Here is a 25,348-nt window from a genome sequence, read left to right as displayed (position 1 = left end):
TCACCTGTTCACTGAGTAGCAGTCGACCTGCGGCTCGCTCGGCAGGACACCGGAAACGCCGATGACGAAGCCGGGGGCGTCGAGCAACGAGGCCCAATGCTCGCTCTTCTGGTCAAGCTCCAGGCACAGCCGGTCGCCATCATAGGGAATCTCGCGTGGCTGCGAATGAAGCGGTTTCAGCGGTATGCCCGGCAGGCGCGACTTCCAAAGACCTTCGAACTGGTCAGCGGAGCCGACTGTCGCCTGGTTGACGAAGATCTTGCGCAGCGCGTCTTCCGACAGTTCCGATCCGACGCGGATGACGATGCGGCTGGCGACCAGGAGCTTCGGGTTGTCGATGCGCACTTTCCAGACATTGGTCGCATGCCGCATGACCGGCAGCGCGCGCGATTTCGGCTCGATGTAGCGCAGGCTCAGGATGAGCGAACGCAAGGCGTCGGCCAGCGCCATATAGGCGGGGCCGGGCGCCATGTGGTCGTAGGCCGGCAATTCGCCGAGCCGCCGCGAGCTCGAGCCGTAGGTAGCCATCTCGCCGGCCAAACCGGCCAGTTCGAGATAGAGTTCGGCCGGATGAAAGACATCCTGCGCGAGCATATGGGCGAGCCGCGGGCGAGCGGCATTGGCGAGGTGCAGCATCAAAAGGTCTTCGACGCTGCGGCCGGCACCGCCCATCACCATCTTGCCATGCGCTTCGGCGATCTGGTCGAGGCCGGTGACGACCTCCTGCAGCAATTGCCGGTACCAGTGAACCGCGCCGGTGATCAGCGTCGGCGGCAGGAACGTCTCATCGAGCGAGATGCCGCCGTCGGCGCGCACACCCTTTATGTCGACGATCGGCAAGGCGGTATAACCGCCGACCGATTTGCCGGGCGCGAGCAGGGCGGCTTGCGGCCGGGCGATCTCGATCTCTTCCGGATCGGCGCCGCTCTGGACGGCGTCGCGCACCGAAACGATCTTGCCGTGGTAGCGCGCGCCCGTCGATGCCGCATGCGCCGGATCGAATCCGACGCCACCGGGTGGCTCTAGCGGCAATGCGACCAGCACCGGCCCGGCGCCGGTGTCGGCCGTGACCGGCAACGGCTTCGGCGCATCCATCAGTTCCGGGATGGCGAAAGGCGTGCCGTCCGGGAAAATGCCCCGGGCGGACACGATCGAGACCTGGCCGGCGTCGAGCAGCGACTGGTCGAGGGTCAGTTGCTGGAAGCCGAAAGTATGGAGCTGGCCGGCCTGCAATGCGCCGCGCACCATGCCCTCGAAGAACCGATCCTGCTGCTGGAAGTGCTGGGTCCTGAGAAACAGACCCTCCGACCACAGCACCCTGTTTGCATCGCTCATGCCACTACTTTCTGCACACAACCATCTCCAGCCCTGTCGCTAGGCGGAAATGCCGCCTTTGCCGAGGCTGACGTTGATGGTGAATTTCGAGCCTGGCGATACCGATTTGGTCGTGCGCCAGTTGCGTCCGCCCGGCTCGCGGATCAGCGCCACGAAGCCGAGCGCCGCGGCGTTCGGCTCCACCGTGATGGTCTTGGCCGCCGTCTTGCCTGGCGCGACCGAGATCGTGTCGGAGCCGATGAGATCGGCACCGAGCGCCGAGCCCGCGTCGCCCTGCAGCGCGAAATAGTCGGCCGAGTTGAACTTGCCGGTGCTGGCAAGCCGCATCACCAGTACCGTCACCGGCCTGTCGCCGCCGCCCGGTCCTGGATTCATGCCGGCGCCTCCGGTCACGTTGACCGTGATAACCGATGGTTTCGGCGGGCCGCTCTGGCAAGCCGCAAGCAGCCCCGTAGCGCCGAGGGCAACGACGAATTCGCGTCTGTCGATCATGTCCTACTCCTCCTCTTCATATGCGTTCCTGAAGTCTGCGCCGATCTCGCCAAGGAAGCTCGATTCCGCGCTCTGGGCGATGTCGCGATGGCGTTTCTGGTAGAGCTCCCACAGCTTGGCGTTACGTCCGCCGGAGAGCAGATTGCCGATGGCGGAATTGGACTTGAGCTCTTCCTCGATCGCGGCCGGATCGAAACGGTCGATCATGCGCCGAAGCGCAGCCTGAACGCCTCGCCAGGCGCGTACGTGATGCTGTGCAAGATCCTTTACCGCATCGTCGATCGCCGCCTCGCCGGAGAGAAAGCCCGGACTGCGTTCCGAGATGATGGTGACGATGACATCCTCCGCCGTCGGCAGGAATTTGAGCGGGTTGACCTCGGAAGCGCCGACCACCGTCTGGGCGACGCGCGCGCTTCCCTTCTCCTCGGCGCGCTTGCGCAGAAGCTGCATCAAGCCATCCAGCATCAGCCGGTATTCGCGCCCGAATTTTTCCATTTCGGCGATCGGATCGCGGCCGGGAAAATCGGCCTCCTCGACGCCCATGCCGCGCAGGAACGCTGCACGAAGCGCCATGTCGCTGGGTGCGGGCTGCGCCAGGCGCGCCGGCCTGGGCGTCGGCGCGGCGCGGCGCGGCGGGGGCTCGGCCGCCTGCACCGGCGCATCCCAGGGATGCCCGGCGCGCGGCTTTTCAGCCGGATGCTGCACACGTCCCGCCGGGTCGGCGCCGTTGGCGAGAGGCGGAGCGGCGGCCGGCCCGAAGCTGAAATCGTCATCGAAGCTGGCCGGCTTTGCCGCATGCCCGGACGCATCGTTGCGCGAAGGCATTTCGCCGAACCCGAACGGATCCGGCTGACCACCTGGAGCAGCGATATCACTGGATTGCGACGTCGCCACCGGGTCGAGGCTGAACGGATCGTCAAAGGCAGGCGAACTGCGTTGGTTCGATGCGCGATCATAAGCCCCGGGGACAGGCTGTTCGAACGGGTTCGGCAGGTCCGCCGGGCGTGGCGGGCGCGGTTCTTCCTCGACCTTGGCCGAGAAGAAGTCGTCGCCGCCGATGCTGGCAGGCGCCCGCGCTCCCGGCGATGACCACGCAGGCGTGGAGCTCGCGAGCGGGGCTGGGCCAACCGACGTCCGGGCCGCTTTGGATTGAACCTCGACATGGATCACATAGTCGCCCATGCGCAGCCGCATGCCGCTCTGCAGCCGCAACGACCTGCCAGGTCCCAGTGGGCTGTCGGAGTCATCGACGAACAATCCGCTGCTCGACGTGTCCGTGATGAAATAGCCATCCCGGCCGCCGCTGATCTTGCAATGCGCGCGCGAGACGAACATGTCCGGGTCGTCGATCTGCCAGCCGGCATCGGCGCTGCGCCCGATCACCAATTCGCCCTCGTCCAGCCGGGTCTGCCTGACCACTTGCGAGCGCGGGCCTTGTTCGAGCGTCAGCAGCAGGCTCATGCGGCCGCCTCCGCCATTTGCGGCCGCCAGCCGACAATGGTGTGCAGCCTGAGATCGTCGGCGTCACCCTTTTCGACGGGACGCGCCAGCCAGGCCGTCCGGCCAAGCTGGACGGTTCCGACCCGTGGCGGGGGCACGGCGTCGCGCGCGAGCACGATGCGCAAATCGACGTCGAGCGTCTCGCCGATCATGTCGCGCACCGCCTTCTTGAACAGGCCAAGACGCCGTTCGCCGGGCAGGAACGACCTGAAGTCGTCGAGGCTCAGCGGACCGACGCGCAATTCGATCCTGCTTTGGCGGCTGAAGACCCGCGGCCCGATCGTCGCGCCGCGTCCGAGCCCGGCATAAGCCTTGCCGACACGTGTCTGCAGTGCCGCCGGAATGGTGATCCAGGCGGCGACGAATTCCTTGATCTGCACCGGCACCTTGAAGGCGGTGGCGAGAAACAGCGTCAGCCGCTCCACGCCGTCGACCTGGCTGGCGAGCGATCCGGCCTGTCGCAGCCGTACGGTGTCGAGTTCGGGATCCTGCGTGCCGGGGAGGCCGATCCCGGTCATTGCCTCCAGCATGGCGCGAACCCGCCCGCCGACGGATCGTTCGACCTGCACCGCCGGATGCGCGTCGGCCCAGGCGCGATAGTAAAGGGCTATCATGCGGTGCTGCAGGATGTTGATGAAATCGACGAACGTCGTGTCGCTGGTCTGCTCAGCATCGGCCCCGGTGAACCAGCGCTGCGACAGCCGGTCGAGCACCCAGCGTGTCAGATGCAGTGGCATCGGTCCTTCCGGTCCGAGCAGCCCGAGATTGGCGACGGTCACCCGCGCGACGGCCTTCTCCCCGGCGTCCTGGAGCTTGACGACATCGCGGGCCGAGAAGCTCAGCCGTACATGCTGGCCAAGTCTCGCCGGCTCGCGGTCGGCGGTTCCGGAATGGCCGAACAATCCACCGCGCTGCTCCAGGCGCCGCAGCAGTTCGAAAAAGTCGGAGCTCTCCAGCAACGGTTCGGCCGCAACCGTCGCGGGCTCCTTTAGATCAGGTAGCGATTGCCGGGCGTCATCGGCCATGGCACATCCTCCTGCTTCTGCAGCAACCGCGTGCGGGTTCGCACAAATCCGTTTATCCCTGCATGGCGGGCGAACAGCCGTGAAAGCAGGGCCGAAAGCAGCAGCGAACTTTGCCCCGCCAGCACGGACTGGTCGACATGCAATGTCACCTCAGTGCCGCGTCCGAAACACATTGGCCCGTCGATCTGGAGCCGCTCGATCACCGGCCGTGAATCGATGCGCACGATCGAATGCACGTTGCGAGCGAGGCTGGGATCGCCCCGATCGGCATAAAGGTCGAGCAAGGCATGCAGCGGATCGACGCCACGGCCTTCCTGGGCAAGGCTGAGGAAGTTGAGAGAGAGCTGCGCCACCAGCCGCCAGGCGAGATTGTCGGCGCGGGATTCGCCTGCCGCGCTGGCCGGGAGGGACGCCGGAATTGCCGGCTGCGGCGCCCGCAGCGCTCCAAGCAGGCGCACCGCTTCGACCGGATCGGCCGTCTCCAGCGTCAGCGTCGGTGTGTCGTCCAGGATCGGCAGGTCGCGATTGGTGCACAGCGCCGTGATGTCAAGACGCTTGAGCGGCCGGTTCGGGAAACTTCCTGCCGGCCGCGAGACGGCGATAAAGACATCGTCGCCCGTGTAGGAGGTGCGGGTCAGGCCCTCGCGCCGCTCGTCTTCGGTGGCGCGGCGCGGACGTCGCTCGGTCGAATAGACCCAGCCGCTGCCGCGGTTCTGCCCCAGGCTGAACAATTCGGGAATTGTCGCCTCGCCGCTCTCGGCGTCGGCGTCCTCGACCCGGGTGACCCGGAAGATCTCGAAATCCCGCGCCCGGGTGCGGTCGGCGTGCAGCACCTGACGCGTTCTGCGCGGATCGATCTCGATGACGTTGCATTCGCGTTCGAAGAGATTGATGACCGGTGTCACGAACAGTTCGAAGTCGGCAACCGTCACATCGGCGAGTTCGGGCACCGGACGCCGGAACAGGAAGATGATCTCGATTCCCGCATCGCACTTGCGCACCACCGGCTGGAGGCCGGCGACCCGCACATAGTGGAAGCGCTCCGGGATCATGAAATATTCGCGCAGCAGCCGATATCCTTCGAAGGTCGGACGGGTGCGCGGCATCAGCGCTTCGTCGTCGCGGATGCCGATCATTTCGGGCTCGGGCAGCGCTGTCAGCGGGTTGGTCTTGCCTTCCGCCCGTGCGCCGACAGCCGAGCAGGCGCCGAAGATTGCATCGAAAAGCAGGGGCGCCCTGGCACGCCCGGCGAGATAGAGGTCGAGACGGTCGAGCGACAGTTCACTGAGCTTGCCCTTTCCCGTCCGGGCGAGGGTGACGCGAAACGCCGCGTCGCCGCGCGCGCCGCCGATCGGCGCGATTCCAGCGGCGGCGAGCGCGCTGCGATCCTGGAAATAGCTGACCGAGGTGATAGCAATCGGCCACAGCGTGACCTCCTGCGCGGTGGTGAAGGTCGAACGCGTCGAAAGCCCTGGATTGAGGCCGGAGACCAGCCGTGTGCCGCGTGCGACGGCGTGACCGGCAATCATCGACTGCACCTGCTGGCCGGGTTTCAGCACAGCCATCGCCGTCGCCGGCGCCGGCGTTACCAGATCGGGGTAAAGCACATCGAGCACGGCGCGCGAGAAGCGCGAGCGCTCCGCGTCGACCTTCAGGCGGGTGCGTGCGGCCAGGAAGGCCACGCCGTCGAGCAGCCGTTCCACATAAGGATCGGGGCATGGGACAGTGTCGAGGGAAAGATTGCGGGCGACCGCCGGATGCATGTCGGCGAATTCCGCGGCCAACGCCCGGATATGGGTCAGTTCTTCTTCGTAATACTCCACGAAGACCCGATCCATCTCAGGTCTCCCGGAATTCTGTTCGTGCCAGGCCGTTGTCGAGATTGATCGTGGTGCGCAGCCGCATACGCTCCGGTGTCGGGGCCATGATCAGCACCGCGTCGATCTCGATCTTGAGGCCGACGGTTTTGTCTCCGAGCGTGACGTTGACGGTCGTGGCGCTCTCCTTCAGGCGCGGCTCGAAGGTGGCAAGCACCGCGCGGATTTCGCGCGCCAGCGCATCGCGGTCGAAATCCCGCGAGGAGCGGCCGGAAAAGGACGGAACGCCATAATTGACCACGCTGCGGCGCACCTCCGGAAAGTCAGCCAGCGACGGCAGTTCTTCCAGGGGCTGCTCGTGTTCGGCATCGGAGAGCATCGGTACGGATTCGAAGCGCTCGGTATTGAACAGCGCCTCGATGTCGCGCCGCACGGCTTCTCTCAGCACGCGTGCCGAAACCACCACGCCGCGGCTTTCGATCTCGGCGCGATGCTCGGTCTGGAAGACCAGCCGGTGCAGGCGCCGTTTCTGCTCAGGCGTGAGTTCGGCGTCGGTATCGATGGCGCGCGCGCTGCCGGCAAGAAGAGCCTCGACGCGTTCGGCGCCGAGTTCTTCATCCAGCAGGCGGCGCAGCCCGTCGATCTCCGACGCCAGCCCCGGCAAGTCGTTGACAAGGCGGTCCCAGAGCGAAGGCTGGACCGCCTCGCGTTTTGTCCGCGAACTGCCGGCAAGCTGCGACTTGGCGGCAGGCCGCTTGGCCTCACTTGCCGACATAGACGTCCATTTCGATCTCGTCGTCCTTGTCGTAGACGAACTTGATCTTCTTGTAGGCGAAGCTGACTTCTTCCTCGATGAGGTCGGCCTCGTCGGGGGCCTGCCGCATATCGTATTCCATGACCGAGGCGTCGGTGAGCGTCACGACCAGATAGTCGCTGGTCTCGCCGTCGATGGTGCGACGTGCCGAGAACACCACCTCGTCAAGCGCCTTGTTCTCGAACAGCGCCTTCTTCAGGTATGGCGACGACTTGTCGTAGTGCTTGATGAACTTGATCATTCCCATCGACACGCGGCCACGTCGCGACAGCGAATTCGGGTCGTAGGGCGCGATCATCTTGTAGTCGACGCCATGCACTTCGATCTCGTCTTCATGGCCGTCGCGCTTGCTCGGGCCCTTGATGTCCGGAACTTTCAGAAAACCATCGATCTTCATCGAAGGAGCATCGCTTCTCTCTGTGGTCGGCATTGTCTTTCTCCACCGCTTTTAAACGAAACAAGATGACTTCGCTGCGACTTCACCCCTTCACCGACGGCAGTTCCGATACCAGCCGGAGGGAGGCATTGATGCCTTCCAGCTGGTAGTGGGGACGCAGGTAGAAACGGGCATTGTAGTAACCGGGCCGGCCTTCGACGCTGTCGACCTGAACCTCGGCCGCGGCAAGCGGCCGCTTGGCCCGCGCCTTGTCGTCGGCGAAGGCCGGATTGGCCAGCACGTACCGGTTGATCCATTCGGTCAACCAGATCTCCATATCGGTGCGTTCCTTGAACGATCCGATCTTGTCGCGCGCGATCGCCTTGAGGTAATGCGCGAAACGCGACACCGGGAAGAGGTAGGGCAGGTTGGCGCTCAGCCGTTCGTTCGACTGGGCGTCGGGGTCGACCAGACGCCCGGCGCGCGTCTCGTCATCCTGGAGCGAGTGCGCGCCGATGAAGGCCGCGAGATCGGTGTTCTTGCGGTGCAAGATCGGCATCAGGCCGAGCTTCGCCAGTTCCGCCTCGCGCCGGTCGTCGATGGCGACTTCGGTCGGGCATTTCATTGCGATCGAACCGTCGTCGGTCGGGAAAGCGTGCACCGGCAGGTTGAGCACCGTGCCGCCGTTCTCGACGCCGCGGATCTGCGTTCCCCAGCCATAGAGCTTGTGGCTGCGGTTGATGTTGACGCCCATCGGGAAGGCGGCATTCATCCAGACATATTTGTTGTGGTCGCCGCCCACCTCTTCCTCGAAGGTGAAACCCTTCACCGGGACCGTTTCCGAGCCGTAGGGCAGGCGCGCCAGCACGCGCGGCATGGTGAGCCCGATATAGCGGGCGTCCTCGCTTTCGCGCAGCGACTGCCATGAGGCATAGGCCGGGTTGTTCACGATCATCTGCAGGTCCTGCGGGTTCGGCAGTTCCTGCCAGCTGTCCATGCGGAACAGCCGCGGCGAGGCGGCCGCGATGAATGGCGTATGCGCGGAGGCACAGACACCCGAGATGTTGCGCAGCAGGCCGACGTCACGCGGATGGTTGGAGAACTCGTAGGCGCCGATGATGCAGCCGATCGGCTCACCGCCCAGCATCGAATACTCGTCCGTGTAGACTTTCTTGAAGATCGGGCTCTGGTCCCACATCTGGCCTTCATAGTCTTCAAGCGTGTCGGCCAACTGCTCCTTGGAGATGTTCATCACCCGGATCTTCAGCTTGGTATCCGTCTCGGTGTTGTTGATGAGATACCAAAGGCCTCGCCAGGTGCCTTCCATCTCCCGCACTTCCGGGGCATGCAGGATTTCGTTGACCTGCGTCGTGAGCATCTTGTCGATCCCCGCGATCAGCGACTTGATCGACTTGATCGCGTTGGACGAGATGGTCGTCGTCTCGGAACGGGATTGAGCGGCCAGCGCCAGGTTGCGCACCAACTGCTGCAGTTTCTCGCTGTCGTCCTTCTTGACCTTGAAATCCTTTTCAAGGAGGCCGCTGAATTCGCCAAGATCGATGGCTTCGGCCTCGGCGGTGGCGGCTGCGGTCTTTTGCTGTTCGGCCATGACTTACTCCTCGCCTTTGCCGTCGGAAATCGCCTGGGTGGCGATCTTGCTCAGCAGCGGCTCGTTGTTCAGAAGCTGCGCGATGCGCTTTTCGGCGTCGACCCGGCCATCCATGAAGCCCAGCAGTTCCTCGAGTTGACGCCGCATCTTGAGGATCTCGGCCAGTTGCGGCACCTGCTCGGCGATCTTGTCGGGCGCGAAATCACCCATTTTGGAGAAGGTGAGATCGATCGCCAATTCCTCGTCCCGCTCGGCGCCTTCGGCTTGCGGCAAGGTGTTCTTCACACGCGCCTTCACGCGCGGTCCCATCGCTTCCATGAATTTGGGGAAGCGATTGGCGTCGGTTTCGACGAAACTGCGGTCCAGAACCGACTTCGACGCTTCCTTGGTCTGCGAGGCGCCCGAAAGGTCGGCCATGACAGCCATGACGAACGGCAACTCGATCGTCGTGGGGCTGCCGTAGGTTTCGACGTCGTAGGCGATCTGCACGCGCGGGGCGCGGTTTCTTTCGATGACCTTGGCTTTGCTCTCTGCTGGCATGCTCGTTACCTTTCATCCTTCTGGGCCGGCTTCTTGGGATCGGCGACACCGGCAAGCAGCCGGAATTCCTTCAGCCCCGACGGGGCGAGATCTTCCATCAGTTCCACAAAATCCATGTGCACCATCCTGCGCACGCGCCGGGCGAGATGCGGGATAGGGCTGGACGGTTCGGTGCGGTCATAGAAGGCGACCACGAGATCGAGGCATTGGACGACCTCGTCGCGCGAGGTGATCCGGTCAGGCAGGCCGGCGCCGGGTTCCACAGAGCTTGCCACACTTGCCATCGTCTCGGCTCCATGTCCGTTTTGGGTGGGCGTCGATGCTGGTTGAGCCGGCTGCGGGGCAGGCTTTGCCGCGCCGTTGGCCGTGGCGGCGGCGCTGGAATTCCGCTCCAGCGTCGTCAGCAAGCGCTGCAGGAACTTCTTCAAATCGGGAACCGCCGCACCGTTGCCGTCGATACGGGCATTGAGCGCGGTATCCACCGCCTCCAGCGCATCAATCGCGGCGCGCGCATCGGCCAAAAGTGTCGTGACAGCGTCGGCGCCCTGATCGATCTGCGCCGCGCATCCCGTGCGCACCCGGTTCAGCAGCTGGTTGTGGGCGGCCGTCAGCGCCGCCTTTTCGGCGGTTCCCAGGCCGGAGGCAGCTTCCTGGAGCATGATGCGCTCGTCGAGCGCTGCCTGCTCCAGGTCCCGCCCGCTGATCGGCCCGATGGCGCGCGGCGAGAAGAAAACGGTCTGCCTGAGGTTCGCCAGCAGGCCTTCCTGGCCGTTCTGGAGGTCAAGCAGCGCATTGATACGCCGCAGCGCCGCGTCGCGGGGCGTGGCACTCGTGCGCAAAGCCGGATGCATGGTGTCCCAATACTGGTCGAAAGTCCTTGCGATCAGGGTCAGCCCCTGGGTAAGGCCGGCGAGCTTCTCTTCATTGGCCAGCGCGCGCGCGACGATGACCAGAAGGCGCAAATCCCGGCCGCGCGACCGCAATTCTTCCGATTTTTCGAGGACGGCCGCCCAGTCGACCGAGCTGGTTGACTGCGAAGCCTTGTTGCCACCGTCGTGCACGACCTTGAGCTGGGCTTCCGTGAGCCGCTCCAGCTCATGAAAAGCCGGGTCGTTGCGTAAATCCTCTCCCGACGGGTTCGCACCGTCCAGAGGCTTCAGCCAGAGTGCGAGATCAATCACACCTACCCCCAGCAAGGGCCCTGTGACCCAAGTGACGCAACGTTATCATCGGTGCCATGCCACGACAATTGAGCACTTCTTCAAAAACTAACAGAAGCTGAATGCTCCCATAGTCTTTCAACCAAACCCATAGCGCGATTGGCGGGCCGCGTCTGTGAAATGGCTCGCGTGGTTCGGACCGCAATCCGGGTTTCTTGCAGGAGTTTGCAGGGCTTGTGTAACCACGAGGTGCCGCCCGAACCGGGCCGGAAGGCCTTGTTCGGCACACGGCTTTGTCAAGCAGCCGCTTCTATGGCAGGGTAGGGGCAGCAGATTTCGGGGGCAGGTTCAAATGGAACAGCGCCGATCGTCGCAGAGTTTCAAGCGCAAGGAACTCGTTGCAAAGCTCAATCCCACGGGGATGCGCGCCTTCAAGGCCGCCGCGGACACGGCCAAGCTGCGCGGCAACCCCTATGTCGAGCTCGTCCATTTCGTCCAGCAACTGGTGCTGTCCGAGCGCTCGGACGTGCAGATGATCGTCGCCGACGCCGGGCTGGATGCCAGCCGGCTGACGGCCGATATGACCCGCGCCATCGACAAGCTGCCCTACGGCGCGACCTCGGTGGAGGAATTCTCCGATCACATCTTTCACGCCATACAGGAAGGCTGGAGCCTGGCCACGCTGGAATTCGGTGTCGAGGAGGTGCGCAGCGCGCACATTCTTCTCGCCTGCCTGAAGACACCTGCGCTGGAAGGGCTGGTTTCGAAAATCAGCACCGAATTCGACAAGATCGACGCGGACGGGGTCATTGCCCGCTTCGCCGACGTCACCGAGGGCTCGCTCGAAGCCGGCTCCCCTCCGGCCGCTGCTGCGGCCGAAACACCGATGAAACGCGGCCCGGGCGGGGATTCGGCACTCGCCAAATATGCCACCGACCTGACCCAGCGTGCCCGCGACGGCAAGATCGATCCGGTCGTCGGCCGCGATCCTGAAATCCGCCAGATTGTCGATATCCTGATGCGGCGCCGGCAAAACAACCCGATCTTGACCGGCGAGGCGGGTGTCGGCAAGACGGCGGTCGTCGAGGGCTTTGCCTTGCGCATCGCCCAGGGCGACGTGCCGCCGACGCTTCAGAATGTCAGCGTACGCATGCTCGATGTCGGGCTGATGCAGGCCGGCGCCAGTGTCAAGGGCGAGTTCGAAAAGCGGCTGAAGGCCGTCATCGACGAGGTCCAGGCGTCGGAGACGCCGATCATCCTCTTCATCGACGAGGCGCACACGCTGATCGGCGCCGGCGGCGCGGCGGGAACCGGCGATGCGGCCAATCTCCTCAAGCCCGCGCTCGCGCGCGGCGAGCTTCGCACCATCGCCGCCACGACCTGGGCCGAGTACAAGCAACATATCGAGAAGGATCCGGCGCTGACCCGTCGGTTCCAGGTGGTCAAGATCGACGAGCCTTCCGAAACGGTGGCCGTGCTGATGTTACGCGGTGTCGCCGGTGTTCTTGAGCAGCACCACAAGGTGCAGATCCTTGACGAGGCGATAGAGGCCGCCGTTTCGCTCTCGCACCGCTACATTCCGGCCAGGCAACTGCCGGACAAGGCGGTCAGCCTCCTCGACACCGCGTGCGCCCGCGTCGCCGTCTCGCAGCACGCCACGCCGGCCGAGGTCGAGGACATTCTGCGCCGGCGCCAGGCGCTCGAGGTCGAGGAAGGCATCATTGGCCGCGAGGCGGCGATCGGCATCGAAGTGGCCGACAGACAGGCTCGCGTGGAGGCCGGGTTGGCGGAAACCGAGACCGCGCTTGCGGCAGCGCAGGCGCGCTGGGATCGGGAAAAGGCGCTGGTCGCCGAGATTCTCGACCTGCGCGCCAAACTCCGTGGCGAGGGCATGCCGCTTGACGCGGTGGAGGACGGGGAAGCTGCTGCGGGCGAGGCTGCCGCCGTGCCTGCTGCCGAGGTGCATGAAGGGAAGGCAGCCGAGGCCAAAACGCCGGAACCCGAGACGGCTGAACCCAAGGGCTCGAAGACCAAGTCCGGGAAAGCAAAGGCGGCAAAGACGGAGGCCGTCGCCGCGCACGAGCCTGTCGCTGCGCCGGATTCCGCCGCCGATCTGGCGCGACTGCGCGAATTGATGGCGGAACTTGCCGAGGCGCAAGGCGAGACCCCGCTGATCCTGCCGTCGGTCGATCGCAATGCCGTGGCCGCCGTTGTCCAGGACTGGACCGGCATCCCGACGGGACGGATGCTGTCCAGCCAGACCGAGAAGGCGCTCAAACTGGCCGCCACCTTGTCCGAGCGTGTCGTCGGTCAAGACCATGCGATGGAGATGATCGCGAGACGTGTGCAGACCAGCCGCGCCGGCCTCGGCGCGCCGGAGAAGCCGGTCGGCGTGTTCCTGCTTTGCGGCCCCTCGGGCGTGGGCAAGACCGAGACGGCCCTGGCGCTTGCCGAAACGCTCTATGGCGGCGAGCAGAACCTGATTTCGATCAACATGTCCGAATTCCAGGAGGCGCACACGGTCTCGACGCTGAAGGGCGCGCCACCCGGCTACGTCGGCTATGGCAAGGGCGGCATCCTGACCGAGGCCGTGCGGCGCAAGCCCTATTCGGTCATCCTGCTCGACGAGGTCGAGAAGGCGCATCCGGACGTGCACGAGATCTTCTTCCAGGTCTTCGACAAGGGCATGATGGATGACAGCGAAGGCCGCCGGATCGACTTCAAGAACACGCTGATCCTGCTCACCTCGAATGTCGGCTCCGAAGTTATCATGGACCGAACGAAGAACGGCGCCTTGCGCACCGGCATGGACGACCTGGACACCGCCTTGCGCGCTCCGCTGCTGAAAGTGTTTCCGGCCGCTTTCCTCGGCCGCGTGGTGACAATCCCTTACTATCCGCTCTCGGACGCGATGATCGAGGCGATCACCAGGCACCAGTTCGGCAAGATCGCGCGGCGCCTCAAGGCAACCAACGATGCCGAGCTGGTGATCGGCGACGGTGTCATGGACATGGTCAAGGCGCGCTGCACCGAGATCGAATCCGGCGGACGCATGATCGACGCCATCCTCACCAACACGCTGTTGCCCGAACTCAGCCGCGGCGTGCTCAATCGCTCGCTGGAGGGCAAGAAGATGACGAAAGTCACCGTCGGTGCCTCGTCGGAAGGATTTACCTACTCTTTCGAATAGAGCTCGTTGGGGCCGTTCGTGTCTTCGCAATGATCAAAACGCATTCCTGTGACTGGTTAGGCCAATCTTCAGCGTACAGGCACTGGTAAAAGGCACTGCGGGACGATACGGAACGATACGGGAAAATGTCTGATTTTGGTCCACGAAAAACTCAATGAAATCAAGGACTTTAAGGCACTTTCCGGGCCACCATGACCATTGATTTTGCAACGAATAAATGCTCTGGTTCCATCGATGATGGTAATTTTCGAGACGGCTGGGGCGCGCCGTCGAACGCCATAAAGTGCAAAAAATCGCCGATTGGTCTCGATAGTTGGTGAAACCTCAAAACATTTTTTGCTGCGATTTTCCCTTTGAAATCAAATGCGTAACTTTTTGACGGTTTTGATGTCGGAGTTTGCGTGGCGTTGAAAGACATTTGGCAGTGACTTCAATGAGTTATATGCCGATTGGATAATCGAGTGGGAATAATTCAGGCCTGCTCGATCGTCGCCGAGAATACGTCAAAGAGTTTGGCGAATTCGGGGAATGGCTAGCGATCAGCACCGTCGGCAGAAGCGTCGTTGCCCGATACTGGCCCATACGGCGTGTATGCAGCCGCGCAGCAATTTGTTCCAAAGGCTGACCCGGCCGGAGTCTCGCCCGCGCATCATTGGCCGAGAATAAAATCGGCGCAGCGGTCGCCGATCATGATCGCCGGCGCGTTGGTGTTGCCGCTGGTCAGCCTCGGCATGATAGAAGCATCCGCGACACGCAGGCGCGGCACGCCACGCACGCGAAGCTGCGGATCAACCACCGCCTGGCCATCTGTTCCCATTCGGCAGGTGCCGCAAGGATGGTAGACCGTCTTGGCGTGGCTGATGATGTGGTCGACGATTGCCGCGTCGCCGAGATCATCGGCATTGCCGGGCGCGAGCTCTTCGGCAACGACCTCACGCAGCGCCGGCTGGCGCAGGATGGTCCGCGCAACCTTCATGCCGGCAAGCAGCAGAGCGAGATCGTCGGCATGCGAGAGGAAGCCGGTGGTGAAGCGGATCGGATCGCTTGCATTGCGCGAGCGCAACTGCACCGAGCCGCGCGATTTCGGCCTCAGCACACAAGGGTTCAACTCCATGCCGTGACGCTCGATCGAGCCGTGTTCTGCGCTTTCGATCATCACCGGCAGGACGTGGAACTGGATATCGGGCCGGCCGTCGCCATCAGTGTCGAAGAAGCCCCCGCTCTCGACGACGTTGGAGGTGAGCAGGCCGGTGCGGAACATCAGGTACTGCAGGCCGTGGCGCAGCGCCTTTAGGCCACCGTCCTGCCCGAGCAGCGAGATCGGCTGGCGCGTCAGCGCATAGACGGGAGCGGCGACGTGGTCCTGCAGGTCGCAACCGACCGCGGGCATGTCGCGGATGACGGGAATGCCAAGCCCGGCCAGGTGTTCGGCCGGCCCCAGGCCTGACAGCATCATCAGCTTGGGCGTCGCCAGTGCACCGGCGGCGAGGATCACTTCTGCCTTTGCCGTCGCCGCGTGGTTGTGCCCGTCCGAGGAGGTGTAGGCCAGGCCGCTTGCCGCGCCGTTTTCCAAGGTGACGCCGGTGACCAGTGCATCGGTGACCACGGTGAGGTTGGCGTTGCCGGCCAGCGGCCGCAGGAACACCTTTGCCGCCGACTGCCGTTCGCCATTGGCGGTCGTCGTCTGGTAGAAGCCGACGCCTTCCTGCGCGACGCCGTTGAAGTCGTCATTGTAACGGTAGCCTGCCTGCTGCGCGGCTTGCACAAAGGCCAATGACAGTGGATGGCGGTGGCGCGGGTCGGAGACCGGCAATGGTCCCTTGGTGCCGTGGCGCTCGCCGGCAAGGCGCTCATTGCGCTCCAGCCGCCGGAACACCGGCAGCACCTCGTCCCAGCCCCAGCCGTCGCAGCCAAGGTCGCGCCAGCCATCATAATCCTGCGGCTGGCCTCTGATGTAGAGCATGGCGTTAATCGACGAGCCGCCGCCCAGCGTGCGTCCTTGCGGGATCGGCAATCGGCGTCCACCGACGCTGGGTTCAGGCTCGGATTCGTAGATCCAACTGCGCGCCGTGCCGATCACCTTGGCGAAGGTGGCGGGCATGTCGATGAGGCGTGTGTTGTCGGCCGGGCCGGCCTCGACCACCAGCACGCGCTTGCCCGCATTGACCAGCCGGTTGGCCAGCGTGCAGCCGGCCGAACCGGCGCCGGCGATGATATAGTCGTACGCATCACTCATGTCAGGCGTAGCGCATGATGACGGTCTTGGTCTCGAGATAGCCGTCGATCGCGGCGCGGCCATGCTCGCGGCCGATGCCGGACTGCTTGAAGCCGCCGAAGGGTGCCGCAGGGTCGAGCGTGTTGTGCGAATTGACCCACACCGTGCCGGCCTTGAGGCCGTGGATGGCGGTCATTGCCTTGCCCATGTCGCGGGTCCAGATCGAGGCCGACAGGCCGTAGCGCGTGTCGTTGGCGATACGGATCGCCTCGTCGAGATCGGCGACCGGCATCGCCGCTACCACCGGCCCGAACACCTCCTCGCGCACGATCTCCATGTCGGGCCGGACATTGTGCAGGATGGTCGGCGCCACATAGTGACCCCTGGCCGGCACCGCCCGCGCGCCGCTGATACGCTCGCCGCCGGCGGCGAGGCCACGCTCGACAAAGCCCTCGACGCTTTTTCGATGCTTGGCCGAGACAAGCGGGTTGATCTCAGCCCCAGCGTCTCGGCCGGCCCCCAGCGTCATGCTGTCGGCGATCTCGGCCAGCCGCGACAGCGTGCGGTCGTACATGGATTTTTCGATGAGCAGCCGCGAGGCCGCGGTGCAGACCTGGCCCTGGTTGAAGAACATGCCGAGGCCGGCAACCAGCGGCTCGATGCCTTCCTCCATGTCGGCGAGCAGGATCATCGGCGATTTCGAGCCCAGCTCCAGCGTGAAGCGGGCGACGCGGTCGACCGCGGCGTGGCCGACGCGTTTGCCCACCTCAGTCGAGCCGGTGAAGGTCAGCTTGTCGATGCCGGGATGGCGGATCAGCGCTTCGCCGGTGATCGCGCCGCTGCCAGTGACGATGTTGACGACGCCGGGTGGGAAGCCGACCACTTCGATCAGTTCGGCGAGCCTCAGCAGGCCGAGCGGGGTTTCCTGCGGCGGCTTCAGCACCACGGTGCAGCCGCAGGCCAGCGCCGGCGCGATCTTCCACATGCCGATCAGCAGCGGGAAATTCCACGGCACGATGGCGCCGACGACGCCGACCGGTTCCATCACCGTCATCGCCTGGTGCCTGGCGCCGGGCGGCACGGGAATGGAGACCTGGAAGGTCGAGCCCTCGATCTTGGTCGCCCAGCCGGCATAGTAGCGCAGCCAGTCGACGGTGCCGCCGGCGCTCAGCATGCGGGCGACGCCGAGCGATTTGCCGTTCTCGATGCTTTCGATTTCAGCGAGAAGATCGGCGTCGGCCTCGACTGCATCGGCGAGCTTCAGCATCAGCTTCTGGCGGTCGACCGGCCGCATCGAGGCCCAGGGCCCTTCAAGCGCGGCACGTGCCGCGCGCACCGCCTGGTCAACAAGCTCGGGGCCGCTTTCGGGGACGCGGGCGACGATCTCGCCGGAGGCGGAGTCATCGACAGCGAGGCCTTCGCCGGAAAGCCCGTCGACGAAACGGCCATCGATGAAGGGCCGATGCGAACGCGCCAGGAAAGCGGCAGCGGCGGCGCTGATCGGCGGCACAATTCTCTCGTTCACGCCATCCTCCTCGATTGCTGATGAAAAGTTGTGCCGAGGGTTATGGAGCCTATCGACCAGCTTCAAGCCGAAGCGGCACGAGTGCGCTCTCAGTCAAAACAAAGTTCCCGCTCGGACAAGACGCTTCGCGATCGGTTGGCCAAGATCAAGGTCGCATCACGCCGCGCGTTTTGCGCGAGCCTGCCAGGTGTCAAAGAGGTGTCGGCCATTGAGCGCATTGCTGGGCAATCCGATGGTCACCACGGCGGCACTGCCCTTTGTGCTCGGCGCGGTGATGGCGCTGCTGGCGCGGCTTGCCCTGCCGCCGTCCTCGCCCGTGCTTTCGCTGGTGGCGGCCGCCCTGCTGCTGTTCTTCTACTGGGACACGCTTGGCCCGCCGGTGGTGCCGCCGGTCGCCGCCAGCCAGAAGCTGATCTATCTCGGCTTTGCCGGGATTGTCGCGGGCTTGTTGCCCGAGCGCCTGCTCGGCGCTGACGTCGCGGGCAATCTTGTCGCCGCCGCCCTTGCGGCCGCGCTGCTGTGGCTCGGCTGGCGCCGTATCGCCGGCGGTGCACTCGACCTGCAGATGATGGCGGCCCTTATCGCCAGCCTGCTGGCAATCGCCGGCGCAGCGCTGCTGTTGTCGTTGCGCACTTCGTCGTCGCCTCCGGCCGAGGAGCCGTTCCTGATGCCGGCGGCGATGCTCGCGATGTGCGCGGCCGGCGCCATCATCTCTGTGCTCGGCGCCTCGATTGTCACCGGGCAATTGCTGGGATCGCTCGCCGCGCTCGGCGGCGGCTGGTGTCTCGTCCAGTATATCGCCGTGATGCGTGGCGGGTCGGCCACTGCCTGGAGCAAGGGCACCGAGGTGATCCTCGTCTTTGCCGCCACCACGGTGCTGATCCAGGTGGCGTTGCTGGCGCCGAAGGCGAACCCGGTCGCGCTCATGCTTTCGCCCTTGCCGCTCGCCGTGGCTGTGCTCGTGCCCGGCCCGCTGCGGGGCTTTGTTCCCGACGCCCGGCCGTTGCGGCCGCTGGTTGCCGGTCTGCTGATCGCCATCCCGGCGATACTGGCGATCCTGACGGCGCTCCTGTTTGCGCCGCATGGAGCCGCGCTTGGCTTTTCCTGAGCCAGGGAATGACAACCAAGAATGGGGAGACTGATGTGACAATGAGAAAACTGACGGCCGCACTTGCCTTAGCCTCGATGTGCGCCTTCGCATCGGCTGCTTATGCCGAGAATTACGAGATCGACGGCCAGCACGCCTGGGTCACCTTCACCATCAAGCATGGCATCTATGGCACCGCGCATGGCCAGTTCGACGCGGTGAAGGGGGCCATCGTGATGGACAAGGCCGATCCGTCGAAGAGCAGCGTCAAGGCCGAGCTCGATGTCAGCTCGGTGGACACCGCCTATGACCAGCGCGACAGCGATCTGAAAGGCCCTGACTTCTTCAACGCCGCCGAATTCCCGGCGATCTCGTTTGAAAGCACCAAGGTCGAGAAGGTCAGCGACAAGACCGGCAAGGTCACCGGCAACCTCACCATCAGCGGTGTGTCCAAGGAGATCACGCTCGACGTGACGCTGGTCAACGAAGCGCCGGCGCCCTGGGATGCGACGCTGACCAAGGCGGCGTTCACCGCCACCGGCAAGGTCAGCACCGCCGACTTCCCGATGGCCAAGGCCGCCGCCGGCTTCGGCCTCGGCCCGGATGTCGACATCGTCATCGATCTCGAGGCAGTCAAGAAATAGGCCGACCTCTTTGCCTTGACGCAATTCCGGACGGAAAACCGCTTCACACTTTTCCTGGAATTGCTCTTGCGGGGGTGTGGCGGGCGCCGCGCGATCGAAAGGTCGCGCGGCACTCCGCCAGGAAGGCGCGAAGTGCGCGCTCAGTCAAAACAAAGTTCCCGCTCGGACAAGACGAGAAATCGGGGATGCCGCACTATCCCCAGCGAAGATCGGCGCTCAGCCGGCGCGCTCAGCAATCGGGATGGAACCATGCGATTTTCGGGAAAGACGGCCTTCATCACCGGCGGCGGCACCGGCATCGGTGCGGCGGTCGCCAGGCGCATGGCGGCGGACGGCGCCAGAGTGGTGCTGATGGGCCGGCGGCGCGAGCCGCTGGAAGCCGTGACCAAAGACATTGGCGGGCTGGTGGTGCAGGGCGATGCAGCCGATCCGCAAGCGGTGCGCGCCGCACTCGCCGAGGTCCACGACAAGATCGGACCGGTCGATATCCTTGTCGCCAATGCCGGCGGCCATGGCGTCGGCCCGACCATTTCGATGAGCGACGAGACCTGGAGCCTGGCGATGCGGACCAATCTCGACACCGCCTTCGTCTGCGCCCGCGAATGCCTGCCGGATCTCATTGCGCAAAAGGGCAATATCGTCGTTGTCGCCTCGATCGCCGGCCTGTTCGCTGGGCCAGACGCGGCCGGTTATGTCACCATGAAACATGCTTGCATCGGCTTCGGCAAATCGCTGGCGCGCGACTATGGCCGCAAGGGCGTGCGCACCAACATCATCTGCCCGGGCTGGGTGTCGACCGACATGGCCGACGAGCAGATGGAGGTGATCGTCGAGAAGCACGGGCTTGGCTCGATCGAGGAGGCCTACCGGCTGGTCACCAAGGACGTACCGCTTGGCCGGCCGGCGGCACCGGAAGAAGTGTCCAACGTCATCTGCTTCGTCGCCTCGAGCGAGGCGGCGATGATGAACGGATCGATCCTGACGGTCGATGGCGGCGCCACCGTTGTCGACCTGCCGACGTTGGCTTTCGTGGATTGATTGGGGCCTTTGTCGATTGATGTGGAGAGTGCGATGACCGACCAGAACAGACCGGCGGATTGGAAGCATTTTGACGATTTCGCCGCCGGCATCGCCACCAACCGGCTGGCGACAACGGATGCGCTGCGCGGCCAGACCTTCAAGGTCACGCTCGACACCGGCCGCACCATCGACCTCGCCTTCACATCGCTCGACACGGTGGCGTGGAGCGAAGGCAGCGAGGCGGGCGCCGACTGGTACGAGGCGCTGGAAGTCGCCTCCAACGTGTTCTTCATCAACATGATCTTCTCGGCTCGGCCAACGGAAGACGAGGCCTTCATCGTCAACACCAGCACGCGCCGCGTGCTGTCGGTGCGCGAACGGGTGCGTGAAGCCGGCGAGGCGCCCGGCGAGCCGCGCGTGGCGCAGACCTGGTCGGCCGGCGTGCTTGGCGATCCCAGCGTGGCGCCTGGCGGCATCGCGCCGGCACCGACCCGCGACCTGATCGGGCTTACCGCGCACTACACATACAGCCCCAATCACGTCTACGAGCACATCTATCTCTCTTCCGAGCGCTATGCCTGGCAGAACCTCGTCGGCATCCAGCGCGGCCATGGCGATGTCGACCTGGCGACGACCTGGAAGTTCGCCGAGAACCAATATGTGTTCGGCTTCCGCGAGTTCATCATCCCGGTCGCTTCGCTGTTCTTCTACAATTGGGACGTCATGCGCTCGACGGGGAAATTCCTCGGCGTGACCAGCCAGGGCAAGATCGAGAACAAGCCGGCCGGCGCCCGTATCGAGAAGAAATCGAGAACCGCCTACGACAAGGACAAGGCGCCGGTCTGACCGAGTGGGGGGAATGCCATGAATAAGAATTACGAAGCGATCAAGGCGCACTATGCCGGCTCCGACGCCAAGGATTTGGCGGCGATGATGGCGCCGGTCACCAGCCGCACCGCCTGGACCGAGATGGCCGGCTTTCCCTATGCCGGCACCTATGTCGGCCCCGACGCCATCATCGAAGGCGTCTTCAAGCGCATCGGCGAGGAGTGGGACGGCTACGCCCTGAAGCTCGAAAAGCTCGTCGATGGCGGCACCACCATCGTCGGCATCGGTACCTATTCGGGTGTCCACAAAAAGACCGGCAAGCCGATGTCGGCGCGCGTCGTCCATGTCTGGGAGATGGAGGACGGCAAGGCGCTCAGTTTCGAGCAGTTCACCGACACCAGCCTGGTCGCGGCAGCGACGGTCTGAGGGCATGCGGCCGGGCACGACCGTGTCCGCCCGATCGAAAAACCTGGGAGGATGAAATGGGAAACAGTCTGAAGGCTATGCTGGCGGGCCTGGCCCTGACAAGCGCGATTGCGCTTGGCGACACCAGCCTGGCGAATGCCGGCGACACCGAGATCGTCATCGGCGCGCCGATCTCCTTGACCGGGCCGCTGGCCGGTGACGGCAAGGAACAGAAATGGGCCTATGAGCAAGCGGTGGCCGACATCAACAAGGCCGGCGGCATCATGGTGAAGTCGGCCGGCAAGAAGCTGCCGGTGCGCCTCGTCGTCGCCGACGACGAAAGCTCGGAAGGCAAGGTGGCGTCGGCGCTGGAAAACCTGATCAAGGTGCAGAAGGTCGATGCGCTGCTGTCGACCCATTCGGGGCCGATGAACATTGCCGGCGCCATCGTCGCCGAGAAGTATAAAAAATTCTACATGATCACGACGGCCTTTCCGTTCGAATGGCAGCCGCTGAAGCTGAAATACTCCGCCTTGTTCTTCTTCCATCCGGGGCCGGGCGCCGAAGTACCGTTCGAGATCTGGGACAAGCTGCCGGCCAATGAGAAGCCGAAGAACCCGGCGCTGGTCTCCGAGGATTCGCCCGACGGCAAGGGCTTTGGCGGCGCCTTCGAGGCGGCGGCCAAGAAATACGGCTACACCTTTGCCGTCGACGATCCCTGGGCGATCGGCGCCACCGACTATTCGGCGCTGATCACCAAGCTCAAGGCCGCCAATGTCGATGCCATGCTGGTGTTCGGCTCGCCGGCCGATACGGTGACGCTGCTACGCCAGATGAAGGAGCTCGGCTTCTCCGTGCCTTACCTGCATGGCTGGAAAGGCACCTGGACGGGCGAGTTCCACGAAGCACTCGGGGCGGATTCCGACTACATCCTGACCGACGGCTTCTGGTCGTCGAGCTATCCCTACCACGGCGCCAAGGAGCTCGGCGACCGCTATGAGGCCGAGTTCAAGAAGGACTCCGTCACCGTCGGCGCCTTCTACGCCAATGCGCAGGTGCTGGCGCAGGCGATCGAGAAGGCGGGCTCGACCGATGCCGGCGCGATCCACGACGCGATCTTCGGCCAGGAGTTCAAGGACACGGTGGTCGGCGATCTCAAATTCGACCAGACCGGCTTTGCGCTGATCCCCAGCGTCGCCACGCAATGGTGGCAAGGCAAGCATCAGCTGATCTTCCCGGACGGCAACTGGACCTACAAGCCGGCGCCGGCCTGGGACAAGCGCTGAGCGATTGAAAACGGCGGCAGCGGAGGCGGGCGTCTGATTTGCGAAGCCAGGCGCCCGCCGCGATATCAAGCATCTGACAACTGGAGAAACGGAGACACGATGCAGCCTGACGAAACCCTGCTTCGCCTCGAGGCGGTCCAGAAGCGGTTCGGCGGGCTTGTCGTGCTCAACAACATCGACATCGCCGTCGGCGCTAACGAACTGATCGGGCTGATCGGTCCCAATGGCGCCGGCAAGTCGACGCTGTTCAACCTGATCACCGCGCTCTACACGCCGACGCAAGGGCGTATCCGCTTCCGTGGCCAGGACATCACCGGCACGGCACCGCACCGCATCTGCAGGCTGGGCATTGCGCGCACCTTCCAGCTGGTGCGCACGTTCCTCACCATGACCGCCTTCGAGAACATCATGGTCGGTGCGGTCTATGGCGCGGGCGGGCGTGTGAAGCACGCGACGGCCGCCGCAGAGGAAGCACTCGAACTGGTGGGGCTGACCGCAAAACGCGATGTCCGCACCGCGCATATGACGCTGTCCGACCGGCGCCTGCTGGAAATCGCGCGGGCCGTCGCCTCCAGCCCGGCGCTGCTACTGCTCGACGAGCCGATGGCGGGGCTGAACCCGACCGAGATCCAGCGCATGGTCGATGTCATCCGCCGTGTGCGCAGCGAGCGGGGCGTCTCGATCCTGTGGGTGGAGCACAAGGTCGACGCCATCATGAAAGTCTGTAGCCGGGTGATCGTGCTCGACCACGGCGAGAAGATCGCCGACGGCACTCCACGCGAAATCGTCGCCAACCGCAAAGTGATCGAGGCCTATCTTGGCGAACCGGCTGCTTGACGTGAAAAACCTGGAAGTCGCCTATGGCGACGTCGGCGCTCTGTGGGGCGTGTCGATCCATGTCGACCCCGGCACGATCGTGGCAATCGTCGGCGCCAATGGCGCCGGCAAGACGACGCTTTTGAAGACCGTCTCCGGCCTGCTGAAGCCGAAGCGCGGCGAGGTCTTTCTCGCGGGCGTGCCGTTGGCCGGCAAGGCTCCGGAGGAGATCGCCGGCATGGGCATCGCGCATGTGCCGGAGGGGCGCGGCCTGTTCCGGCAGATGACGGTGCTGGAGAATCTCGAGCTCGGCGCCTTCCAGCCCAAGGTGCGCAAGCACTTCAAACAGTCGCTGGAAAAGGCCTACACGCTGTTTCCGCGGCTGAAGGAGCGGGCAGGGCAGAAGGCCGGCTCGCTCTCCGGCGGCGAGCAGCAGATGCTGGCGATCGCGCGCGCCACCATGTCGGATCCGTCGCTGCTCATCCTCGACGAGCCGTCGCTGGGCCTCAGCCCCATTGTGGTGCAGCAGATGTTCGCGCTGATCGAGACGCTGCACAAACAGGGCGTCACCATCCTCCTGGTTGAGCAGAACATCCATCAGGCGCTGAAGGTGGCCGACTATGGCTTCGTGCTGAAGACGGGCGAACTCGCCATGCAAGGCACCGGCGCCGAACTCATCGCTGACCCCGAAATCCAGAAGGCCTATATGGGCGTGTTGGAGGTGCAATGATGGCCAACCTCCCGCCTCCCGAAATCTTGCTGCAGCTGTCGCTCAACGGCGCGCTGGGCGGCGCAATGTACGGCGTCGCCGCCGTGGGCTTGAGCCTCATCTTCGGCACCATGCGGCTGATCTTCCTGGCGCAGGGCGCCATGATCATCCTCGCCGCCTATTTCGTGCGGGCGCTGTTCTATGGGCTCGGCATCGACCCGTTCCTGTCGCTGCTGATCGTCGTGCCAGTCGGGCTCGGCGTCGGCTGGGTGGTCTATCAGGGCCTGTTCCGCCGCGCGGCAGCCGAAGAGGACCGCAACATCTCGCTCTTGATCGCGGTCGGCCTGATGTTCCTGATCCAGAACCTGATGACGGTGGTGTGGGGCGGCAACACCGCTGCGGTCGTCACCTCCTACACGGCGAGCGGCATAGAGATATTGGGCGTGCGCACCTCCTTCACGCGCTCGATGGGCTTTCTCATCGCGCTTGCCGGCACCGGGCTGGTGGTGCTGTTCCTGCGCAAGACGATTGTCGGCAAGGCGGTGCGCGCTGCCTCCGAGGACATGGAAGCGGCGACGCTGATGGGCATCAGTCCGCACCGCGTCAACGCCATCGCCTTCGCTATCGGCATTGCGCTGGCAGGCGCGGCCGGTGTGGCGGTGGCGACCACCTTCCCGTTCAACCCGTTCGCCGGTTTCATCTTCAGCCTCAAGGCGCTGGTGGCGCTGGCGCTGGGTGGCATAGGCAATGTAGCAGGCGCGCTGGCCGGCGGCATCATCCTTGGCCTGATCGAGGCCTATGTGCAGTATTTCATCAGCGGTGGCTGGACCAACGCCATCGCCTACGGGGTGTTCCTGGCGGTGCTGATGTTCAAGCCGGAAGGCCTGTTCAGCCGGCCCTACAAGAAGGCTTGAGCGCCATGTTGAAGCAAGCCTTGCCGAAACAAGCCCGGAAC

22 protein-coding genes are annotated in these 25,348 nt (G+C 64.5%); 10 read left to right on the top strand and 12 right to left on the bottom strand.

The annotated features are described in order from the left end of the window. From tssK to tssA, 10 genes are all read right to left on the bottom strand, one after another. Positions 1-1,335: a type VI secretion system baseplate subunit TssK gene (tssK, locus tag JG746_RS27980; protein ID WP_202355663.1), complete on the bottom strand. Its 1,335-nt coding sequence runs from the start codon at positions 1,333-1,335 to the stop codon at positions 1-3. Positions 1,336-1,374: 39 nt separating this feature from the next. Continuing rightward, positions 1,375-1,827: a type VI secretion system lipoprotein TssJ gene (gene tssJ, locus JG746_RS27975; RefSeq protein ID WP_202355662.1), complete on the bottom strand. Its 453-nt coding sequence runs from the start codon at positions 1,825-1,827 to the stop codon at positions 1,375-1,377. Between the two features lie 3 nt (positions 1,828-1,830). Further along, a complete protein-coding gene (gene tagH, locus JG746_RS27970) occupies positions 1,831-3,288 on the bottom strand; it encodes a type VI secretion system-associated FHA domain protein TagH (protein ID WP_202355661.1) in 1,458 nt (485 codons plus the stop codon). Beyond that, entirely contained in the window at positions 3,285-4,352 is a 1,068-nt protein-coding gene (gene tssG / locus JG746_RS27965) for a type VI secretion system baseplate subunit TssG (protein ID WP_202355660.1), read from the bottom strand. Before tssG ends, tagH begins: the two co-directional genes overlap by 4 nt. Beyond that, positions 4,316-6,190, bottom strand: coding sequence for a type VI secretion system baseplate subunit TssF (gene tssF, locus JG746_RS27960; RefSeq protein ID WP_202355659.1), 1,875 nt, complete (start codon positions 6,188-6,190; stop codon positions 4,316-4,318). Before tssF ends, tssG begins: the two co-directional genes overlap by 37 nt. 1 nt (position 6,191) lies before the next feature. After that, on the bottom strand, positions 6,192-6,944 hold the full coding sequence (tssE, locus tag JG746_RS27955; protein ID WP_202355658.1) for a type VI secretion system baseplate subunit TssE: 753 nt from the start codon (positions 6,942-6,944) through the stop codon (positions 6,192-6,194). Continuing rightward, positions 6,931-7,380 carry an Hcp family type VI secretion system effector gene (locus JG746_RS27950; RefSeq protein WP_023780776.1) on the bottom strand — a complete coding sequence of 150 codons (450 nt, stop codon included), beginning with the start codon at positions 7,378-7,380 and terminating at the stop codon, positions 6,931-6,933. Before JG746_RS27950 ends, tssE begins: the two co-directional genes overlap by 14 nt. Positions 7,381-7,462: 82 nt before the next feature. Continuing rightward, a complete protein-coding gene (tssC, locus tag JG746_RS27945) occupies positions 7,463-8,968 on the bottom strand; it encodes a type VI secretion system contractile sheath large subunit (protein ID WP_010910844.1) in 1,506 nt (501 codons plus the stop codon). Between the two features lie 3 nt (positions 8,969-8,971). After that, positions 8,972-9,508, bottom strand: a complete 537-nt coding sequence (gene tssB / locus JG746_RS27940) for a type VI secretion system contractile sheath small subunit (RefSeq protein ID WP_202355657.1) — start codon at positions 9,506-9,508, stop codon at positions 8,972-8,974. Positions 9,509-9,513: 5 nt separating this feature from the next. Next, positions 9,514-10,689, bottom strand: coding sequence for a type VI secretion system protein TssA (tssA, locus tag JG746_RS27935; RefSeq protein WP_202355656.1), 1,176 nt, complete (start codon positions 10,687-10,689; stop codon positions 9,514-9,516). Between the two features lie 331 nt (positions 10,690-11,020). On the opposite strand from tssA, the gene tssH reads away from it, so the two are divergent. Further along, the gene (gene tssH, locus JG746_RS27930; protein WP_202355655.1) at positions 11,021-13,858 is read left to right on the top strand and encodes a type VI secretion system ATPase TssH; all 2,838 of its coding nucleotides are present in this window, start codon (positions 11,021-11,023) and stop codon (positions 13,856-13,858) included. 649 nt (positions 13,859-14,507) lie between these two features. Here the strand turns inward: tssH and JG746_RS27925 are convergent. Both JG746_RS27925 and JG746_RS27920 read right to left on the bottom strand, forming a co-directional pair. Then, positions 14,508-16,094, bottom strand: a complete 1,587-nt coding sequence (locus JG746_RS27925; RefSeq protein ID WP_202355654.1) for a GMC family oxidoreductase — start codon at positions 16,092-16,094, stop codon at positions 14,508-14,510. Between the two features lies 1 nt (position 16,095). After that, the gene (locus JG746_RS27920) at positions 16,096-17,598 is read right to left on the bottom strand and encodes an aldehyde dehydrogenase family protein (protein ID WP_202355653.1); all 1,503 of its coding nucleotides are present in this window, start codon (positions 17,596-17,598) and stop codon (positions 16,096-16,098) included. 208 nt (positions 17,599-17,806) lie between these two features. Between JG746_RS27920 and JG746_RS27915 the strand changes: the two genes are divergently transcribed. The 9 genes from JG746_RS27915 to JG746_RS27875 all read left to right on the top strand — a co-directional run bounded on the left by JG746_RS27915 (position 17,807) and on the right by JG746_RS27875 (position 25,307). Next, a complete protein-coding gene (locus tag JG746_RS27915) occupies positions 17,807-18,706 on the top strand; it encodes a hypothetical protein (protein WP_202355652.1) in 900 nt (299 codons plus the stop codon). 41 nt (positions 18,707-18,747) lie between these two features. Next, entirely contained in the window at positions 18,748-19,329 is a 582-nt protein-coding gene (locus JG746_RS27910; protein WP_244730478.1) for a YceI family protein, read from the top strand. 249 nt (positions 19,330-19,578) lie between these two features. Continuing rightward, positions 19,579-20,367: an SDR family NAD(P)-dependent oxidoreductase gene (locus tag JG746_RS27905; RefSeq protein WP_202355650.1), complete on the top strand. Its 789-nt coding sequence runs from the start codon at positions 19,579-19,581 to the stop codon at positions 20,365-20,367. Between the two features lie 33 nt (positions 20,368-20,400). Further along, positions 20,401-21,195, top strand: coding sequence for a MoaF C-terminal domain-containing protein (locus tag JG746_RS27900; RefSeq protein ID WP_202355649.1), 795 nt, complete (start codon positions 20,401-20,403; stop codon positions 21,193-21,195). An 18-nt stretch (positions 21,196-21,213) separates the two neighbouring features. Continuing rightward, complete coding sequence (locus JG746_RS27895; protein WP_202355648.1) at positions 21,214-21,603, top strand: nuclear transport factor 2 family protein; 390 nt, start codon at positions 21,214-21,216, stop codon at positions 21,601-21,603. Between the two features lie 56 nt (positions 21,604-21,659). After that, positions 21,660-22,868 (top strand): amino acid ABC transporter substrate-binding protein, encoded by a 1,209-nt coding sequence (locus JG746_RS27890; protein WP_202355647.1) that lies wholly within the window; start codon positions 21,660-21,662, stop codon positions 22,866-22,868. 99 nt (positions 22,869-22,967) lie between these two features. Next, the gene (locus JG746_RS27885; RefSeq protein ID WP_096448716.1) at positions 22,968-23,705 is read left to right on the top strand and encodes an ABC transporter ATP-binding protein; all 738 of its coding nucleotides are present in this window, start codon (positions 22,968-22,970) and stop codon (positions 23,703-23,705) included. A gap of 1 nt (position 23,706) precedes the next feature. Continuing rightward, complete coding sequence (locus JG746_RS27880; protein WP_446721103.1) at positions 23,707-24,414, top strand: ABC transporter ATP-binding protein; 708 nt, start codon at positions 23,707-23,709, stop codon at positions 24,412-24,414. Continuing rightward, positions 24,411-25,307, top strand: a complete 897-nt coding sequence (locus JG746_RS27875) for a branched-chain amino acid ABC transporter permease (protein ID WP_202355645.1) — start codon at positions 24,411-24,413, stop codon at positions 25,305-25,307. Before JG746_RS27880 ends, JG746_RS27875 begins: the two co-directional genes overlap by 4 nt. Positions 25,308-25,348: the final 41 nt, after the last annotated feature.

It is taken from the genome of Mesorhizobium sp. 113-3-3 (assembly GCF_016756495.1).
Classification (GTDB): domain Bacteria; phylum Pseudomonadota; class Alphaproteobacteria; order Rhizobiales; family Rhizobiaceae; genus Mesorhizobium.
This window is presented reverse-complemented; position numbering and strand designations above follow the sequence as displayed.

Bases quoted from the DNA above. Each gene is read 5' to 3' on its own strand.
- JG746_RS27895 (WP_202355648.1), top strand. From the start codon at position 21,214: ATGAATAAGAATTACGAAGCGATCAAGGCGCACTATGCCGGCTCCGAC.
- JG746_RS27910 (WP_244730478.1), top strand. From the start codon at position 18,748: ATGAGAAAACTGACGGCCGCACTTGCCTTAGCCTCGATGTGCGCCTTC.
- JG746_RS27905 (WP_202355650.1), top strand. From the start codon at position 19,579: ATGCGATTTTCGGGAAAGACGGCCTTCATCACCGGCGGCGGCACCGGC.
- JG746_RS27900 (WP_202355649.1), top strand. From the start codon at position 20,401: ATGACCGACCAGAACAGACCGGCGGATTGGAAGCATTTTGACGATTTC.
- JG746_RS27885 (WP_096448716.1), top strand. From the start codon at position 22,968: ATGCAGCCTGACGAAACCCTGCTTCGCCTCGAGGCGGTCCAGAAGCGG.
- JG746_RS27950 (WP_023780776.1), bottom strand. From the start codon at position 7,380: ATGAAGATCGATGGTTTTCTGAAAGTTCCGGACATCAAGGGCCCGAGC.
- tssK (WP_202355663.1), bottom strand. From the start codon at position 1,335: ATGAGCGATGCAAACAGGGTGCTGTGGTCGGAGGGTCTGTTTCTCAGG.
- JG746_RS27890 (WP_202355647.1), top strand. From the start codon at position 21,660: ATGGGAAACAGTCTGAAGGCTATGCTGGCGGGCCTGGCCCTGACAAGC.
- tagH (WP_202355661.1), bottom strand. From the start codon at position 3,288: ATGAGCCTGCTGCTGACGCTCGAACAAGGCCCGCGCTCGCAAGTGGTC.
- tssJ (WP_202355662.1), bottom strand. From the start codon at position 1,827: ATGATCGACAGACGCGAATTCGTCGTTGCCCTCGGCGCTACGGGGCTG.
- tssE (WP_202355658.1), bottom strand. From the start codon at position 6,944: ATGTCGGCAAGTGAGGCCAAGCGGCCTGCCGCCAAGTCGCAGCTTGCC.
- tssC (WP_010910844.1), bottom strand. From the start codon at position 8,968: ATGGCCGAACAGCAAAAGACCGCAGCCGCCACCGCCGAGGCCGAAGCC.
- JG746_RS27925 (WP_202355654.1), bottom strand. From the start codon at position 16,094: ATGAGTGATGCGTACGACTATATCATCGCCGGCGCCGGTTCGGCCGGC.
- JG746_RS27875 (WP_202355645.1), top strand. From the start codon at position 24,411: ATGATGGCCAACCTCCCGCCTCCCGAAATCTTGCTGCAGCTGTCGCTC.
- tssG (WP_202355660.1), bottom strand. From the start codon at position 4,352: ATGGCCGATGACGCCCGGCAATCGCTACCTGATCTAAAGGAGCCCGCG.
- tssH (WP_202355655.1), top strand. From the start codon at position 11,021: ATGGAACAGCGCCGATCGTCGCAGAGTTTCAAGCGCAAGGAACTCGTT.
- tssB (WP_202355657.1), bottom strand. From the start codon at position 9,508: ATGCCAGCAGAGAGCAAAGCCAAGGTCATCGAAAGAAACCGCGCCCCG.
- tssF (WP_202355659.1), bottom strand. From the start codon at position 6,190: ATGGATCGGGTCTTCGTGGAGTATTACGAAGAAGAACTGACCCATATC.